The sequence below is a fragment of the Pseudomonas sp. VI4.1 genome (assembly GCF_002029345.1).
Classification (GTDB): domain Bacteria; phylum Pseudomonadota; class Gammaproteobacteria; order Pseudomonadales; family Pseudomonadaceae; genus Aquipseudomonas.
Genome location: NZ_MULM01000132.1, coordinates 28,584 through 44,069, shown reverse-complemented (window position 1 = coordinate 44,069; position 15,486 = coordinate 28,584). Strand labels below are relative to the sequence as shown.

The 15,486-nt window shown below is 59.4% G+C and carries 16 protein-coding genes; 9 read left to right on the top strand and 7 right to left on the bottom strand.

All coding sequences use genetic code 11. From position 1 onward, the window contains the following. Nucleotides 1-261 precede the first annotated feature (261 nt). Together BZ163_RS10240 and BZ163_RS10235 are read right to left on the bottom strand one after the other, a co-directional pair. On the bottom strand, nt 262-615 hold the full coding sequence (locus BZ163_RS10240) for a BON domain-containing protein (protein WP_128870809.1): 354 nt from the start codon (nt 613-615) through the stop codon (nt 262-264). Between the two features lie 317 nt (nt 616-932). After that, nucleotides 933-1,349: a pilin gene (locus tag BZ163_RS10235; protein WP_128870808.1), complete on the bottom strand. Its 417-nt coding sequence runs from the start codon at nt 1,347-1,349 to the stop codon at nt 933-935. Between the two features lie 225 nt (nt 1,350-1,574). On the opposite strand from BZ163_RS10235, the gene pilB reads away from it, so the two are divergent. The 5 genes from pilB to yacG are packed head-to-tail and all read left to right on the top strand — an operon-like array spanning nt 1,575 to nt 6,180. Further along, entirely contained in the window at nt 1,575-3,269 is a 1,695-nt protein-coding gene (pilB, locus tag BZ163_RS10230) for a type IV-A pilus assembly ATPase PilB (protein WP_128870807.1), read from the top strand. A gap of 2 nt (nt 3,270-3,271) precedes the next feature. Then, nucleotides 3,272-4,489 (top strand): type II secretion system F family protein, encoded by a 1,218-nt coding sequence (locus BZ163_RS10225; protein ID WP_128870806.1) that lies wholly within the window; start codon nt 3,272-3,274, stop codon nt 4,487-4,489. Between the two features lies 1 nt (nt 4,490). Beyond that, a complete protein-coding gene (locus BZ163_RS10220; RefSeq protein ID WP_128870805.1) occupies nt 4,491-5,363 on the top strand; it encodes an A24 family peptidase in 873 nt (290 codons plus the stop codon). Next, on the top strand, nt 5,360-5,983 hold the full coding sequence (gene coaE / locus BZ163_RS10215; RefSeq protein WP_128870804.1) for a dephospho-CoA kinase: 624 nt from the start codon (nt 5,360-5,362) through the stop codon (nt 5,981-5,983). Before BZ163_RS10220 ends, coaE begins: the two co-directional genes overlap by 4 nt. Further along, on the top strand, nt 5,980-6,180 hold the full coding sequence (yacG, locus tag BZ163_RS10210) for a DNA gyrase inhibitor YacG (protein ID WP_123367803.1): 201 nt from the start codon (nt 5,980-5,982) through the stop codon (nt 6,178-6,180). The genes coaE and yacG overlap by 4 nt, the downstream gene beginning before the upstream one ends. Nucleotides 6,181-6,217: 37 nt before the next feature. Here yacG and BZ163_RS10205 read toward each other — a convergent pair whose 3' ends face one another. Beyond that, nucleotides 6,218-6,907, bottom strand: coding sequence for an energy-coupling factor ABC transporter permease (locus BZ163_RS10205; protein ID WP_128870803.1), 690 nt, complete (start codon nt 6,905-6,907; stop codon nt 6,218-6,220). A gap of 241 nt (nt 6,908-7,148) precedes the next feature. On the opposite strand from BZ163_RS10205, the gene BZ163_RS10200 reads away from it, so the two are divergent. From BZ163_RS10200 to dctM, 3 genes are all read left to right on the top strand, one after another. Continuing rightward, nucleotides 7,149-8,144, top strand: coding sequence for a TRAP transporter substrate-binding protein (locus BZ163_RS10200; protein ID WP_128870802.1), 996 nt, complete (start codon nt 7,149-7,151; stop codon nt 8,142-8,144). A gap of 70 nt (nt 8,145-8,214) precedes the next feature. Further along, nucleotides 8,215-8,847 carry a TRAP transporter small permease gene (locus tag BZ163_RS10195; protein WP_128870801.1) on the top strand — a complete coding sequence of 211 codons (633 nt, stop codon included), beginning with the start codon at nt 8,215-8,217 and terminating at the stop codon, nt 8,845-8,847. Further along, complete coding sequence (gene dctM / locus BZ163_RS10190; RefSeq protein ID WP_128870800.1) at nt 8,844-10,127, top strand: C4-dicarboxylate TRAP transporter large permease protein DctM; 1,284 nt, start codon at nt 8,844-8,846, stop codon at nt 10,125-10,127. Before BZ163_RS10195 ends, dctM begins: the two co-directional genes overlap by 4 nt. Nucleotides 10,128-10,161: 34 nt before the next feature. Here dctM and BZ163_RS10185 read toward each other — a convergent pair whose 3' ends face one another. Beyond that, complete coding sequence (locus BZ163_RS10185; RefSeq protein WP_128870799.1) at nt 10,162-11,094, bottom strand: LysR family transcriptional regulator; 933 nt, start codon at nt 11,092-11,094, stop codon at nt 10,162-10,164. A 121-nt stretch (nt 11,095-11,215) separates the two neighbouring features. Between BZ163_RS10185 and BZ163_RS10180 the strand changes: the two genes are divergently transcribed. Continuing rightward, nucleotides 11,216-11,458, top strand: coding sequence for a DUF2790 domain-containing protein (locus tag BZ163_RS10180; protein ID WP_128870798.1), 243 nt, complete (start codon nt 11,216-11,218; stop codon nt 11,456-11,458). Between the two features lie 8 nt (nt 11,459-11,466). Here BZ163_RS10180 and BZ163_RS10175 read toward each other — a convergent pair whose 3' ends face one another. The 3 genes from BZ163_RS10175 to BZ163_RS10165 are packed head-to-tail and all read right to left on the bottom strand — an operon-like array spanning nt 11,467 to nt 15,336. Then, on the bottom strand, nt 11,467-12,735 hold the full coding sequence (locus tag BZ163_RS10175; RefSeq protein WP_128870797.1) for an OprD family porin: 1,269 nt from the start codon (nt 12,733-12,735) through the stop codon (nt 11,467-11,469). A 16-nt stretch (nt 12,736-12,751) separates the two neighbouring features. After that, the gene (locus BZ163_RS10170) at nt 12,752-13,972 is read right to left on the bottom strand and encodes a benzoate/H(+) symporter BenE family transporter (protein WP_128870796.1); all 1,221 of its coding nucleotides are present in this window, start codon (nt 13,970-13,972) and stop codon (nt 12,752-12,754) included. Beyond that, nucleotides 13,969-15,336, bottom strand: coding sequence for an aromatic acid/H+ symport family MFS transporter (locus tag BZ163_RS10165; RefSeq protein ID WP_128870795.1), 1,368 nt, complete (start codon nt 15,334-15,336; stop codon nt 13,969-13,971). Before BZ163_RS10165 ends, BZ163_RS10170 begins: the two co-directional genes overlap by 4 nt. Nucleotides 15,337-15,486: the final 150 nt, after the last annotated feature.

Here is a 15,486-nt window from a genome sequence, read left to right as displayed (position 1 = left end):
GCGAAGGCGGTGTGTCAGTCGACACTGTTATTGACTGACAGACCGCCTTCGCCGGCAAGCCGGCTCCTACAGGGGATCGGCGTACACCTGTCGAAGCTGCTATCTTTTGCTTTTGCCAATAGAACAGGCCCCGAACACGAATGTCCGAGGCCTGTAATGGCCACGTCCTTGTGGCCTTTCGCATGAACTCTCAAGTTGCGGCAGGCGTATGACTCGGCCCGTCTGCCGCGCCTTCTCCCGGTCCAGGCGAGAAGTCTTGCCTTACTCGGCTTTCAGGCCGTCAGCGGAGACCGCTTGGACGCCTTTGATTTTCTTGGCGATAGCCACGGCGGTGGCTTTCTGTGCATCAGTCACGGCAACGGTAGACGACAGGGAAACAACACCTTTGTTGGTTTCAACCTTGATGTCAGTACCAGGAATGCCTTTTTCGGTGACCAGGTCTGCTTTGACTTTGGTGGTGATCCAGGTATCGGAAGTAGCTTCTTTGGCTTCGGTGACTTCACCGGCAGCCAGCACCATTGGCGCTTGAGTGGCTTGAGTCTGGGCAAATGCAACGTTACCCAGGGTCAGGGTCAGCGCGGTAGCAGTAGCGGCAGCGATAGCGAACTTCTTCATACGAGTAACTCCTGTTTTTTCATAAAGTCTGCTGCGTGTCTTGTCAGCAGGGTTACTGGGTATATTGCGAACGCTGTGCCAAGTTTGAGACAGCCAACAAATCGTTATAAATCAGAAACTTAGAAAATCACCTGATTTTCGAAATCATGCAAAATGCATGACTTCGAAATTATCTACATGCAAGTTGCGGGTTTTAGCGTGGGCCTAAGGCCATGAATTGTCGGGGTTTTCTCGTTTGTCGAGATACGGCATGTTGATAGAAATAAAAAGCCCCGCCTTTTCGGGCGGGGCTTTAGATTTCCAGCAACGTTCAAGCGTTATGTGGCTGAGCCAGCACAGCCTTTTGGCAAGAAGTCTTGCTGCGCGGTACTGGTACAAACCCAACCAGTCGTCGAGCGCGTCAGCGTGATCGTCTTGCCGAGAACCGGTGCAGGCGCGTTAACGATCGTACAAACAATGGTCCCAGTACCATCAGTGGCTGTACCGGACGCTGTCAGCGTGCAGTTTGGAGTTGGACTAACCCCACCAATTGCCGCCACATTCGCCGGACTGGTCCCGTTATTCATAAGGTCTTCAAATGGTATCTTCAGCGCCGAAATCTCCGCCAAGCCAGCGGTGACCTTGGCCTTCGCCTGATACTTCGAGTAAGCCGGCAACGCAAACGTCGCCAGAATCCCGATGATCGCCACCACGATCAGCAATTCGATAAGCGTAAAACCTTTCTGAGTATTCATAGACAAGCTCCATGCATGAGTCAAAATCTCATGATCTGAATGAGCCACAGCACAGCCCATGCCAAACCCGTCAACTGCTGCTTTCAGGGGTTGAGCCGAGGCAATCGCCATTTCCTACCCCCAGGATCCGCACTATCTGACAATTATTGTCACCTCAGCCCCACAGGTTTGGCTCCGCCGCTTGACTAGGCTATAAGTCATGCATTGTTTGCGTCCGGTATCCCCATGAATGACATCGCCCTTAGCGGCCTGGCCAAGCAATTGGTCCTGGCCGAACTGCTCTCTGACAAAAGCGCGCAACAGGCGTATCAGCAAGCCCAGCGCAACCGGATTTCCCTGGTCAACTACCTGGTGCAGAACAAGCTGGTGAAAAGCCGTCAGGTTGCCGAGATCGCCTCGGAGCACTTTGGCATGGCTCTGCTGGACCTCAATTGCCTGGACAAGGAAACCCAACCCAGGGGCCTGGTCAGTGAGAAATTGATCCGCCAGCACCACGCCCTGCCCCTCTGGCGACGTGGCAACAAGCTGTTCGTGGGGATTTCCGATCCAACCAATCACCAGGCCATCAACGATATCCAGTTCAGCACCGGCCTCAGCACCGAAGCCATTCTGGTCGAAGACGAAAAACTCACGGACGCCATCGAGAAATTCTTCGACAGCCACAGTACCGGCCTGGAAGACATGGCCGACATTGACCTCGATGGCGTGGACATCGAGTCGGTAGACGACAACAATCGGGACGCCGGCCAGGATAGCGATGACGCACCCGTGGTGCGCTTCGTCCACAAGATGTTGCTCGATGCGATCAAGAGCGGCTCTTCCGACCTGCATTTCGAGCCCTACGAAAAAACCTACCGCGTGCGGATGCGCACCGACGGCATGCTGCGCGAAGTCGCCAAACCGCCGATTCAACTGGCCAACCGCATCGCTTCGCGGCTGAAAGTCATGGCCAGCCTCGACATCTCCGAACGGCGTCGGCCCCAGGACGGGCGGATCAAGATGCGCCTGTCCAAGAGCAAGTCCATCGACTTTCGGGTCAACACCCTGCCGACCCTGTGGGGCGAGAAAGTGGTGATCCGGATCCTCGATCCGTCCAGCGCGCAAATGGGCATCGATGCCCTCGGCTACGAACCCGACCAGAAAGACCTGTACATGGCCGCGCTCAAGCAGCCACAGGGGATGATTCTGGTCACCGGACCCACCGGCTCAGGCAAGACCGTGTCGCTCTACACCGGCCTGAATATCCTCAACACCGTGGACATCAACATTTCCACCGCCGAAGACCCGGTGGAAATCAACATGGAAGGCATCAACCAGGTCAACGTCAATCCGAAGCAGGGCCTGGGATTTGCCCAGGCGCTGCGCTCGTTTCTGCGACAGGATCCGGACGTCATCATGGTCGGCGAAATCCGCGACCTGGAAACGGCGGAAATCGCCATCAAGGCCGCCCAGACCGGGCACCTGGTGCTGTCGACCCTGCACACCAACAGCGCTGCGGAAACCCTGACCCGCCTGCACAACATGGGCATCCAGGGCTTCAACATCGCCACCTCGGTGAGCCTGATCATCGCCCAGCGCCTGGCACGCAAACTGTGCAGCCATTGCAAGAGACCGATCGAGATTCCCCGAGAGGCGCTGCTCAAGGAGGGTTTTCCTGCGGAACGCATCGGCTCGTTCACGATCTATGAACCGGTCGGTTGCGATCACTGCAACGGCGGTTATAAAGGGCGCGTAGGGATTTATGAAGTGGTGAAGAACACACCCGCATTGCAACGGCTGATCATGGCCGAGGGCAACTCGCTGGAAATCGATACCCAGATGCGCAAGGACGGGTTCAACGACCTGCGCACGTCCGGGTTGATCAAGGCCATGCAGGGCATCACCAGCCTTGAAGAAATCAACCGGGTCACCAAGGACTGAACATGGCGGTCAAAGCAGCAAAAATCAGCGTGTATGCCTGGGAAGGCACGGACCGGAAAGGCTCGAAAATGACCGGCGAACTCAGCGGTCAGAACCCGGCGCTGATCAAGGCGCAGTTGCGCAAACAAGGGATCAATCCCGGCAAGGTGCGCAAGAAATCCGCCTCGATCTTCAATCTTGGCCAGCGCATCAAGGCCCAGGAGATTGCCCTGTTCACCCGGCAGATGGCGACCATGATGAAAGCCGGCGTGCCGCTGCTGCAATCATTCGACATCATCGGCGAAGGCTTCGATAACCCGGCCATGCGCAAACTGGTGGACGAGGTGAAACAGGAAGTCGCGGCGGGGAACAGCTTCGCCGCGGCGTTGCGCAAAAAGCCGCAGTATTTCGATGAGCTCTACTGCAATCTGGTCGATGCCGGCGAACAGGCCGGCGCCCTGGACACCCTGTTGGAACGGGTCGCGACCTACAAGGAGAAGAGCGAAAGCCTCAAGGCCAAGATCAAGAAAGCCATGACCTATCCGCTCGCCGTGGTGTTCGTCGCGATCGTCGTGACCGGGATTCTGCTGGTCAAGGTGGTCCCGCAGTTCGAGTCGGTGTTCAAGGGATTTGGCGCCGAACTGCCGGCCTTCACCGTCATGGTCATCGGCCTGTCGGAATTCATGCAGGACTGGTGGTGGATGATGCTCGGCGTACTGATCGCAGCGGTCTTCGGCCTGCGACACGCGTTCAAGACCTCGCAAGCCTTTCGCGACCGGACGGATACCTGGCTGCTGAAACTGCCGTTGGTTGGCACGTTGATGTACAAGTCCGCCGTGGCCCGTTATGCCCGTACGCTGTCGACCACCTTCGCCGCCGGCGTGCCGTTGGTCGAGGCACTGGAGTCAGTGGCGGGGGCGACCGGCAACGTCGTGTTCAAGCGTGCGGTGCTGCGCATCAGGCAGGACGTGTCGACCGGCATGCAGCTGAATTTTTCCATGCGCACCTCCGGCATCTTTCCGAACATGGCGATCCAGATGACGGCCATTGGCGAAGAGTCCGGGGCACTGGACGACATGCTCGACAAGGTCGCGAGCTTCTACGAGGACGAAGTGGACAACATGGTCGATAACCTCACCAGCCTGATGGAACCGTTCATCATGGTGGTACTGGGGGTCGTCGTCGGTGGCCTGGTGGTTGCGATGTACCTGCCCATCTTCCAACTCGGCGCTGCGATCTGACATGCCCTTGAACGAAATTCTCACGGCCTACCCGCTGGCCTTCATCGTCATTGCCGCAGTGGTCGGCCTGCTGGTCGGCAGCTTTCTCAATGTAGTCATCTGGCGCCTGCCCAAAATGCTCGAGCGTGAGTGGCGAGGGCAGGCCCATGACATTCTGGGGTTGCCCGAGGAAACGCCCCTGCCGGTTTACAACCTGCTACTGCCTTCCTCTCAGTGCCCGCACTGTGGCCACCGGATCCGAGCCTGGGAAAACATTCCAGTGCTCAGCTTTGCGTTGCTGCGAGGGCGCTGCTCAAGCTGCAAGACGTCGATCAGCACACGCTACCCGTTGACCGAACTGGCCTGCGGCCTGCTGTCGGCGTTCATCGCCTGGCACTTCGGGTTCGGTTGGCCTGCGTGCATGACACTGGTCCTGACCTGGGGCCTGTTGGCCATGAGCCTGATCGACGCCGAGCACCAGCTATTACCGGATGTGCTGGTGCTACCGCTGATATGGCTCGGATTGATCGTCAACAGTTTTGGCCTGTTCGTGCCGTTGCAGGACGCGCTGTGGGGCGCAATAGCCGGCTACACGGCGCTGTGGTCGGTGTTCTGGCTGTTCAAACTGATCACCGGCAAGGACGGCATCGGCCACGGAGATTTCAAGTTGTTGGCAATGCTCGGGGCCTGGGGAGGCTGGCAGATCCTGCCTCTGACCATCCTGTTGTCGTCCCTGGTGGGCGCCGTTATCGGCGTGATCTTGCTGCGCATGCGCAACGCGAAAACCTCGACGCCGATCCCTTTTGGCCCCTATCTGGCGATTGCCGGCTGGATTGCCTTGCTCTGGGGTGGTCAAATAACCGACTTCTATTGGCAGTTTGTCGGTTTGAAATGAATACCCTTGTGGAAAAACCCTGGATTCTCGGCCTGACCGGCGGCATCGGCAGCGGCAAAAGCGCGGCGGCCCAGCACTTCATCGACCTGGGCGTGCACCTGGTGGATGCCGACCACGCGGCGCGTTGGGTGGTGGAACCGGGGCGCCCGGCGCTGGCGAAGATCGCCGAACACTTCGGCCCCGGCGTACTGCAACCTGACGGGCAACTGGATCGCGCAGCGTTGCGCAAACTGATCTTCGAGGTACCGGAACATCGGCTCTGGCTCGAAGCACTGCTGCATCCGCTGATCGCCAAGGAAATCGCTGATCATCTGGGCCAGGCACAATCGCCTTACGCGATTCTGGTTTCGCCGCTGCTGATCGAGTCGGGTCAGTACGCCATGACCCAACGGGTGCTGGTGATCGATGCACCCGAACAGCTACAGATCGAACGCACCCTGCAGCGTGACCAGACCAGCGAACAACAGGTCCAGGCAATCCTCAAGGCCCAGTCCAGCCGCCAGGATCGCCTGAGCCATGCCGACGATGTGGTGGTCAACGACCGCGACCTCGCCTGGCTGCACAGCGAGGTCGAACGCCTGCATCACTTTTACCTTACTTTGCGTGGAGGCCAGTCATGAGCCAAACCCCAACCGTCGATTGCCCAACCTGCGGCGCCCCTGTGGAATGGAGCCCCGAAAGCAAATTCCGGCCGTTCTGTTCGGATCGTTGCAAACTGATCGACCTGGGCGCCTGGGCGTCGGAAGAACACAAGATTCCGGTGAGCCCGGATGCCGAAGACGACCTGTTCAGCGAAGATTTCGAGCCGCGTCACTGACCTGCGCAGGGCTCGACGATGCCAGGCTTGAGCGGGCTCAGGACTTGGGGTCGTCGTCTTTCCACGGCGCAGAAAGGTAGCGCGTGCGGTTGAAGGTCTCCAGCCACTCGGGACAGAACACCACCAGCGCGCTGACCACCATGCCGTTGATAAAGGCCTCGGGGAAAATGATCAGCCACAGGTAGCCGACAAAGTCTTCCAGCCAATAGGGCATGGCAAAACGTTCGTCGAACCACAGCAACCACAGCGCCAGCAGCAGACACAGCAACGCCGAGAGCGCCGCCGCAAAAAAACCGGACACGAATATATACACAAACGGATTTCGCGGCTGCGCTCGCTCCACCAGGATCGCGCAACACTCGGTGATCAGCACTGGCAGCAGAATCAGCAGCGCGCCATTGACCCCCATCGCCGCCAGATCCTGGCGGCCGAGCAGCACCAATCCCGCTTGCGCGACCAACCCGCCGACAATTGCCAACGGCCAGTCAAGCAACAGGGTCACGGCGGTCATGCCAATGAAGTGGTAGGACACGCCGGTATCGAAGTCTCGCCGCACCAGCCACAGCATGAACAGCGCGAATACCGTACCGAACAACAGATGCTGGCGGCGGCTGTCGCTGAACAGCTCGACCCACGGCGCTCGCGCAATCGCCCAGATCAGCGCCGGTGCATAGATCAACCACCCCACCGTGAGGGTTTCGGGTGACAGTAACTCGGCGCCGATCATGGGCGAACCCTCTCCGGCCCCAGGGCAAGCGCAGGATCTGCCACAGACGCTGTTCTATATTTCACGCTGCACTCCCCTTGTGACCTCCCTCAGTCTACACCGGCGATCCTGACTGCCCATATCGCTCGGAAATACCCGTCCCGACGACCAATGGTGATTTATTGCCTAGACTCTTTTTGCCCACCGTGCGGTTGCGTTGCAGACATGGACGGCACGACATAACAACAAGAGGAACCTCTGAATGCTCAAGTCATTGTGGAACGCAGTCGCCTGCGCACTCGCACTCGGCGCGTCGAGCCTGGCGCTGGCGGCTGACCCGATCGTCATCAAATTTTCCCATGTGGTTGCCGAACAGACGCCCAAAGGCCAAGGCGCCCTGCTGTTCAAAAAGCTCGTGGAAGAACGTCTGGCGGGCAAGGTCAAGGTAGACGTTTACCCGAACTCCTCGCTGTTTGGCGACGGCAAGGAAATGGAGGCGCTGCTGTCGGGCGATGTACAGATCATTGCGCCGTCGCTGGCCAAGTTCGAACAATACACACCCAAGCTGCAGCTATTCGATCTGCCGTTCCTGTTCAACGACATCTCGGCAGTCGACCGCTTCCAGCGCAGTGCGCAAGGCCAGGGGCTTCTCAAGTCGATGGAAAGCAAGAACATCACCGGACTTGCCTATTGGCATAACGGCATGAAGCAGCTGTCCGCCAACAAGGCGTTACGTGAACCGGGCGATGCCCGCGGCTTGAAATTCCGCGTGCAGGCCTCGGCCGTACTCGAGGAACAATTCAAGGCGGTGCGTGCCAATCCGCGCAAGATGAGTTTCGCCGAGGTGTATCAGGGCTTGCAGACCGGCGTCGTCAATGGCGCGGAAAACCCTTACTCGAACATCTACAGCCAGAAAATGCACGAAGTGCAAAAGTACATCACCGAATCCGACCACGGTTTGCTGGATTACATGTTGATCACCAACACCAAATTCTGGACGGGCCTGCCGCCGGATATAAAAACCGAACTGGACAAAATCATCGTCGAGGTCACCGCCCGGGTGAACCAGGAGGCAGAGAAACTGAACCAGGATGCCAAACAGAACATCATCAAGGCCAAAACCACTGAAATTATCACCCTGACTCCAGAGCAGCGTGGCAAGTGGCGTGACGCGATGAAGCCGGTCTGGAAGAAATTCGAAGGTGATATCGGCGCCGACCTGATCATGGCCGCCGAAGCGGCCAACCAGGCGCAGTAATCTGCCGGGGGCGCCGCGCGACAGCATGGCGCCCGCTTCGTAGCCGTCACTCGCTCGGGAGATGCCACACATGAATGCCTTGCGGCGCATCTGGGACCACTTCGAAGAAGGCTTTATCGTCTTCCTGCTGGCGGCAATGACGCTGGTGACATTCGTCTACGTCATCCTGAACAATCTCTACAGCGTTTTCTACAGTTTCGCCGAGCGATGGCCAGGCGCCAGTGAACCCTTGTTCGCCATAGGCGACAGCGTCATGGCGATGGCCCAGGGCATGACGTGGAGCATATCGCTGACCAAGGCTCTGTTCGCCTGGCTGATCTTTTTCGGCTTGTCCTATGGCGTGCGTACGGCCGGCCACATCGGGGTCGACGCCCTGGTAAAACTGGCCAGCAAACCGGTCCAGCGAATCATTGGCATGATTGCCTGCCTGTGCTGCCTGACCTATGCAGGCCTGCTCAGCGTCGCCAGTTTCGAATGGATTCAGACCTTGTTCATCGCCGGTATCGGCGCCGAGGACCTCGGTCATTACGGCATCATGCAGTGGCACATCGGGCTGATAGTGCCTATGGGCTTTGCCTTGGTGTTCATCCGCTTTGCCGAAATTCTGGTGCGTATCGTGCGACACCGGCAAACGGGCCTGGGCCTGGCCGATGAGGCCGCGGATGTATTGAAACTGACCGAACATGAGGACGACAGGAAATGACCATTCTTTTCCTCTTTGTTGCTCTGTTCGTGCTGATGTTCATCGGCGTACCGATCGCCATTTCCCTTGGCCTGGCCGGTTCGCTGACGATCATCCTGTTCAGTCCCGACTCGGTGCGCTCACTGGCCATCAAGTTGTTCGAAACCTCCGAGCACTACACGCTGCTGGCCATCCCGTTCTTTCTGCTGGCCGGGGCTTTCATGACCACGGGGGGTGTGGCGCGGCGCTTGATCGACTTTGCCAACGCGTGCGTCGGTCATATACGCGGCGGCCTGGCCATCGCCGCCGTATTGGCGTGCATGCTGTTTGCCGCGCTGTCGGGCTCAAGCCCCGCCACGGTAGCCGCCGTGGGCTCCATCGCCATCGCGGGGATGGTCCGCTCCGGTTATCCACAGGCCTTCGGTGCCGGCATTGTGTGCAACGCCGGCACGCTGGGCATTCTCATACCGCCTTCGATCGTGATGGTGGTCTATGCCGCAGCAACGGAAACGTCAGTCGGCAAGCTGTTCATGGCCGGCGTGGTGCCGGGCCTGCTGCTGGGTACTGCGCTGATGGTGGCCATCTACATCGTCGCTGTCCGGAAGAACCTGCCCGCCATGCCACGGGCCACCGTTCGTGAATGGTTGAATGCAGCACGCAAGGCCATCTGGGGCCTGTTGCTGATGGTCATCATCCTCGGCGGCATCTACACCGGGATGTTCACCCCGACCGAGGCGGCGGCGGTGGCGGCGGTCTACGCGGCATTCGTTGCGCTGTTCGTCTACAAGGACATGTCGCTGCGTGAAACCCCGAAGGTGCTGCTTGAGTCCGCCAAGCTGAGCATCATGCTGATGTTCATCATCGCCAATGCCATGCTCTTTGCCCACGTACTGACCACCGAGCAGATACCCCAGCAAATCACTGCCTGGGTCATCGGCGCAGGCCTGACGCCGGTGACATTCCTGCTCGTGGTGAACATCGTGTTGTTGGTGGCGGGGGCGTTCATGGAACCCTCGGCCATCATCCTGATCCTGGCGCCGATCCTGTTTCCGATCGCCATTCAGTTGGGGATCGACCCGATTCACCTGGGCATCATCATGGTGGTGAACCTGGAGATCGGCCTGATCACCCCACCCGTGGGCCTGAATCTGTTCGTCACCTCGGCGGTGACCGGCATGTCGCTGACTGCCACCATCCGTGCAGCGATGCCCTGGCTGATTATCCTGTTCCTGTTCCTGATATTGATTACCTACGTCCCGTGGATTTCTCTGGTGCTGCCGAACTGGCTCGGGATGACGTAACCGGGACCAGTCGTTACGGGCCGAGATGTCGAGCTCAGGCCCAATGCCGCGGATCGTCCATCACCGCCTCGTGCTCGGCGAACAGTTTGGGTAACTCGGCCTTGAGAAAGTCCACCCAGGTCCGGACCTTGGCATCGAGAAAACGCCGTGACGGATACAGCGCATACACTTTGCGTTGTCGGGGGCGCCAGGCGGGCAGCAACCGCAACAAGGTGCCATCGTTCAAGGGGCGCGATGCGATATAGAACGGAATCAGGCTGACCCCCATGCCGGCCTCCGAAGCCTTGACCATCGATTCGGCGACGTTGCACTGGAAGGTCTTCGCCGGGCTGACCGCCTGCTCGCCATGCTCGTCCTGGAAGACCCATTCATCGCCGTACAACGGGTCGAGCATGCGCAGGCACTGATGCTCGTTCAGCGCCAGCGGCGTATGGGGCACGCCACGCCGTTGCAGGTACGCCGGGGAGGCGCAGGGCACGCTGTAGACCTGCCCGATCACCTGGGCGACCAATTGCGAATCGGCCAGTTCATGGGCGATCGAAATCACCACGTCGTGCCCTTCTTCCAGCGGATCGGGATTACGCTGCGACAGGGTCAGTTCGAACACCACATCGGGGTAAAGCTCGCTGTAACGGGCGATCAATGGCGTGATCAATACGCCCAGGCCATTCATGCTGTGCACCCGCAGCCGTCCGCTCGGCTTGAGATGGGCACCGCGCGCCTCTGCCGTGGCCTCTTCCATTTCTTCAAGAATTTGCCGACTGCGCAACAGGAAGCGCTCACCGGCCTCGGTCAGGCTCAACCGTCGCGTGGTGCGTTGCAGCAAGCGCGCCTGCACATGCTGCTCCAGATCCGCCACCAGTCGCGACACTTGCGCGGTCGACAGGTCCAGCGCATCGGCGGCAGCGGTAAAACTTGCGCAGTCCACCACGCGGACGAACACCCGCAAGTTATTGAGCAAATCCATGGGCCCTCCAAGGGCAATGATTGTTACGTTTCCTGTAAGGCTGCATCAGGCGCAGGCCTCTTTATCAGGCCGGGGCAAAGACTAGAATCAAGCTATCGGAATCAACACGGAGCACGGAAAAATGAAAACCCTGATCAGCCTGTTTCTGACCCTTGTCGCCACCTCGGCCATGGCCGCCGGCAACGAGTCGCCCGCCACCCCGTACAACCCGGCGCAGCCACTGGACATCGCCGAAGTGGTTTCAGTGTCCGACACCGCAACCGCCTGCGACGTTGTGCCAGCGACTATGGTCTACATCGATCATCAGGGCCAGACCCATCGCGTGACGTATCAGGTGATGGGCAACTGCATGAGCAATCTGTGATCACCGCTTCATAGCAACGTCCACGTATAGCTGAGGATCAAACGGTTCTCATCGATGTCACTGCGGTAGTTGGAACGCGCCATCACATTGCGCACGCGGATACCGAGTCCCTTGAGGCTGCCGCTCTGCAGCACATAGCCGAGATCGAGATCACGTTCGCGATCCTTGCCTTCAAAACCCAGGCCGGTGTCGACATTATTGCCGGTGATGTAGCGCACGGTGCTGGTCAGCCCCGGCACGCCGAGGGCCGCGAAATCGTAGTCGTAACGCGCCTGCCAGGAGCGCTCGTCGGTGTAGGCGAACTCGTAGGTCGGCACTTCGTTGCCCAGCGGACTGATATTGGCAAAGACCCGCGGGAAGGCGCTGTCGCCGAACATGCCCTGATACCCCAGATAAAACGTATGGCCGCCGCGCTTGGCCGACAGCAGGGAGAAGAACGCCTGGTTGTCGATATTGCCCAGCAGCTGTTTGCCGTCTTCGCGCGAATCGTAATAACCAAGGTTGGCGCCCAGGGTCCAGTTGCCCAGCGGCTGGCTGTGCTTGAGGCCGATAAAGCGCTGGTTGTAGATATCTTCCAGTTGGCCGAACCAGGCGCTGACCGAAGTGCGCTTTTCATTGAAGGCGTAATCGGCACCGGCGAAGTTGAAGCCATCACTGCTGACCTGGCGCTGCGGTACATGACCGAGCATCGCTTGCATCTTTTCGTCGCCGGCCTCGTTGCGCAGGCTGGTTGATTTCAAGTGCCCGCCTTGCAAGGTCAGGCCATTGATCTCGTTCGAGCTGATGCTTGCGCCCTGATAGCTGGGCGGCAGCAGACGGATATCGCTGAAGGCCAGCACCGGCACGTTGGGTTGCAACTCACCCACCTTCAGTTCGGTCTTGGAGTAGCGCACCTTCAATGCGCCTTCCAGTCGGCTGTAATCGTTCGCCGCACGGCCGTCATCCTGTACCGGCAGCAAACCGGTATTGACCCGGTCCGGGCTGCTGTCGAGCTTGAGGCCGAGCAGGCCGATGACATCCACACCAAAACCGACCGGGCCTTGGGTGTAACCGGACTTGACGTTGAGGATGAAGCCCTGCGCCCACTCCTCGGCCTTCGATTGCCGGTTGGCGCCGACGATGTCGGAAAAGTCCCGGCTGAAGTAGTAATTGCGCGCTTGCAAGGTCGCCGTGGTGTCTTCGATGAAGCCGCCCTCGGCGGCCATCGCACCGGCGGAGAAACCCGAGACGACAGCCATGGACAACACGGTACCGGTTGCTGGAAGAATCTGTTTCATCGTTGTTCTCTTGTTTTTATTGATCGACAGGTTGAAGTGCATCAGCCGCAGCGGTTTCGCTACGAGGAACAGGACGACGGGCGTTTAACAGCAAGTGGGTGACCATGCCGAAAATCAGTCCCCAAAATGCAGCGGACAATCCCAACAACGACATACCCGACGCAGTGGTGAGAAAGGTCACCAGCGCCGCTTCGCGATCCCTCGGCACGGCCATGGCGCCGGCCAACGACCCGGCAATCGCGGCGAACAGCGCCAGCCCGGCCAGGGCGGCGATCAGTTCTTTGGGGAATGCCGAAAACAGTGAAACCAGGGTGGCGCCGAAGATCCCCAGCACCAGGTAACACAGGCCACCGGCGACGCCCGCCACATAGCGTTTGCCGGGGTTTTCATGGGCCTCGCGGCCGGTGCAAATGGCTGCGGTGATCGCCGCCAGATTCAGCCCGTGACAACCGAACGGTGCCAATAGCGCCGTGCCCAACGCGCTGCTGGCGATGATCGGGCCGGCCGGCGTCGAGTAACCGCTGGCGCGCAGTACTGCCATGCCGGGAACAAACTGGCCGGTCAACGCCACCATCACCAGTGGCAAGGCAATGTTCAGGGTCGCGCTCAGGCTGAACGTCGGGGTGATCCACACCGGCGTGGCAAAACCGATCACCAGCGCTTCAAGGTGCAGATCACCGCCAACAAAGGCGAGCGAACACCCCACCAGCAGCACCATCAACACCGCATAACGCGGCATCAGCCGTTTGCAGATCAGGTAAGTGGCAAACATCGCCAGCACCAGCAACGGCTTGCCCTGCAAAGAGACGAACAACCCTGTGCCGAAGCTGAACAGAATCCCCGCCAGCATCGCTGCCGCAATGGCCGCGGGCAGTCTGCCGATGATCCGGTCAAACGCCCCGGATATCCCGACCAGAAAGATAATCAGGCTGCTGACCAGGTAAGCCCCCACCGCCTCCGGCATGGAGATCCCGGGCAACAGCGCCACCAGCAACGCCGAACCCGGCGCCGACCACGCGATGATCACCGGTACCCGGTAACGCAGGCTCAGACCAATGCCGAGCACGGCGCTGCCGATGGAAATCGCCCAGACCCAGGACGACAACACTTCTCGCGAGAGGTGCGCCGTCTCGGCCGCCTGGAAGATGATCACCAACGGGCCGGCGTAGGAAATCACCGTGGCGATAAATCCGGCGACGGCCGCCGACAGCGAAAAGTCGTGGAATAACGCTTTCATGAAACCTCGCCGACAGCCCTGTCAGGTGATCCTTGTTGCGTGCCCGGTAGCGGTTGCCGGGCACTGCGCCGACTGCTGATGGCGAACACGGTCATGGCGATCGCGGCCACTGCACCGGGCAAGGCAAAGGCCATGAAGTTCAGTTGCAGCGGCAGGTTGATCCCGAGCAAGGCACCGCCCAGCAGCGGTCCGACGATGGCGCCGTTGCGCCCGATGCCCGATGCCCAGCCCAGACCGGTGGAGCGAATGGTCATGGAGTAGAACTGCGCGGCGCAGGCGTACAACAGAATCTGCGAGCCGATGGTCGTGGCGCCGGCAATGGCGATCAGCAGGTACAGCACCGGCATCGGGCTGTTGAACCCCAACAAGGTGATCGATACGGCTGCACCGGCGAAGAACACCGCCAACACCCGCGGCAAGTTGAGCTTGTCACCCAGTACACCACCGCCAACCGCGCCGAAAATGGCACCGAAGTTGAGTACCAGCAGGAACGACAGGCTCGAGCCCAGGCTGTAACCGGCGTTGGCCATCAGTTTCGGCAGCCAGGAACTCAAGGCGTAGACCATCAGCAGGCAGCAGAAAAACGCCAGCCACAGCATCAGCGTACGCAGCGCCCGGCCGTCGCGGAACAATTGCAGCACCGGAGTGCCAGTCCCTTTCACGTCGTTCATGTGCAGTTGATCGCCGGCTTGCTCGACGTAAGCCGGATCAATCCGCTGCAGGATGGCGCGCGCCTCGGCATTGCGCCCCTGGCGCAGCATGAAACCCACCGACTCGGGCAGGAAGTACATGATCAACGGCAACAGCAGCAATGGCAGCACCGCCACGTAGAACACCGACTGCCAGCCAAAACTGGGGATCAGCACGATACCGAGCCCCGCCGACAGCATGCCGCCCACCGAGTAGCCGCTGAACATGATCGCCACCAGCGTGCTGCGGATTTTCTTCGGCGCGTACTCGTTCATCAGTGCCACGACATTGGGCATAACACCGCCGATGCCAAGCCCGGCAATAAATCGGCACACACCAAACTCGGTGGGGTTGCGGGCAAATCCATTGAGCACGGTAAAACCGCTGAAGAGCATCACACAGATCGTGATGGCTTTCTTGCGGCCGATCCTGTCCGACAGCGGGCCGAAGAACAGCGCGCCAAACATCATTCCAAACAGTGCATAACTGCCCAGTGCGCCCGCTTGCAGGGGACTGAGCCCCCATTCTTTCATCAGCATCGGCAGCACGACGCCGTAGATCACCAGATCGTAACCATCAAAGATGATGATCAGGGCACACCAGAACAGCACCATCCAGTGAAAACGGTTGAATCGTGCGTTGTCGATCACCTCATGTACGTCGATCTTGCGCATGGCATCTGTCTCTTGTTGTTGTTTTAAGAGCGTCGTTAACGCGGCTAACGTCCCGTAAAGCCGAGGGTAAAGCTGCCAGGCACGCACCAATATCCGCTTTGCGCAGATCACTATCCGTTTTGTGCAATGCCCGAACCGGGCGCGGGATGC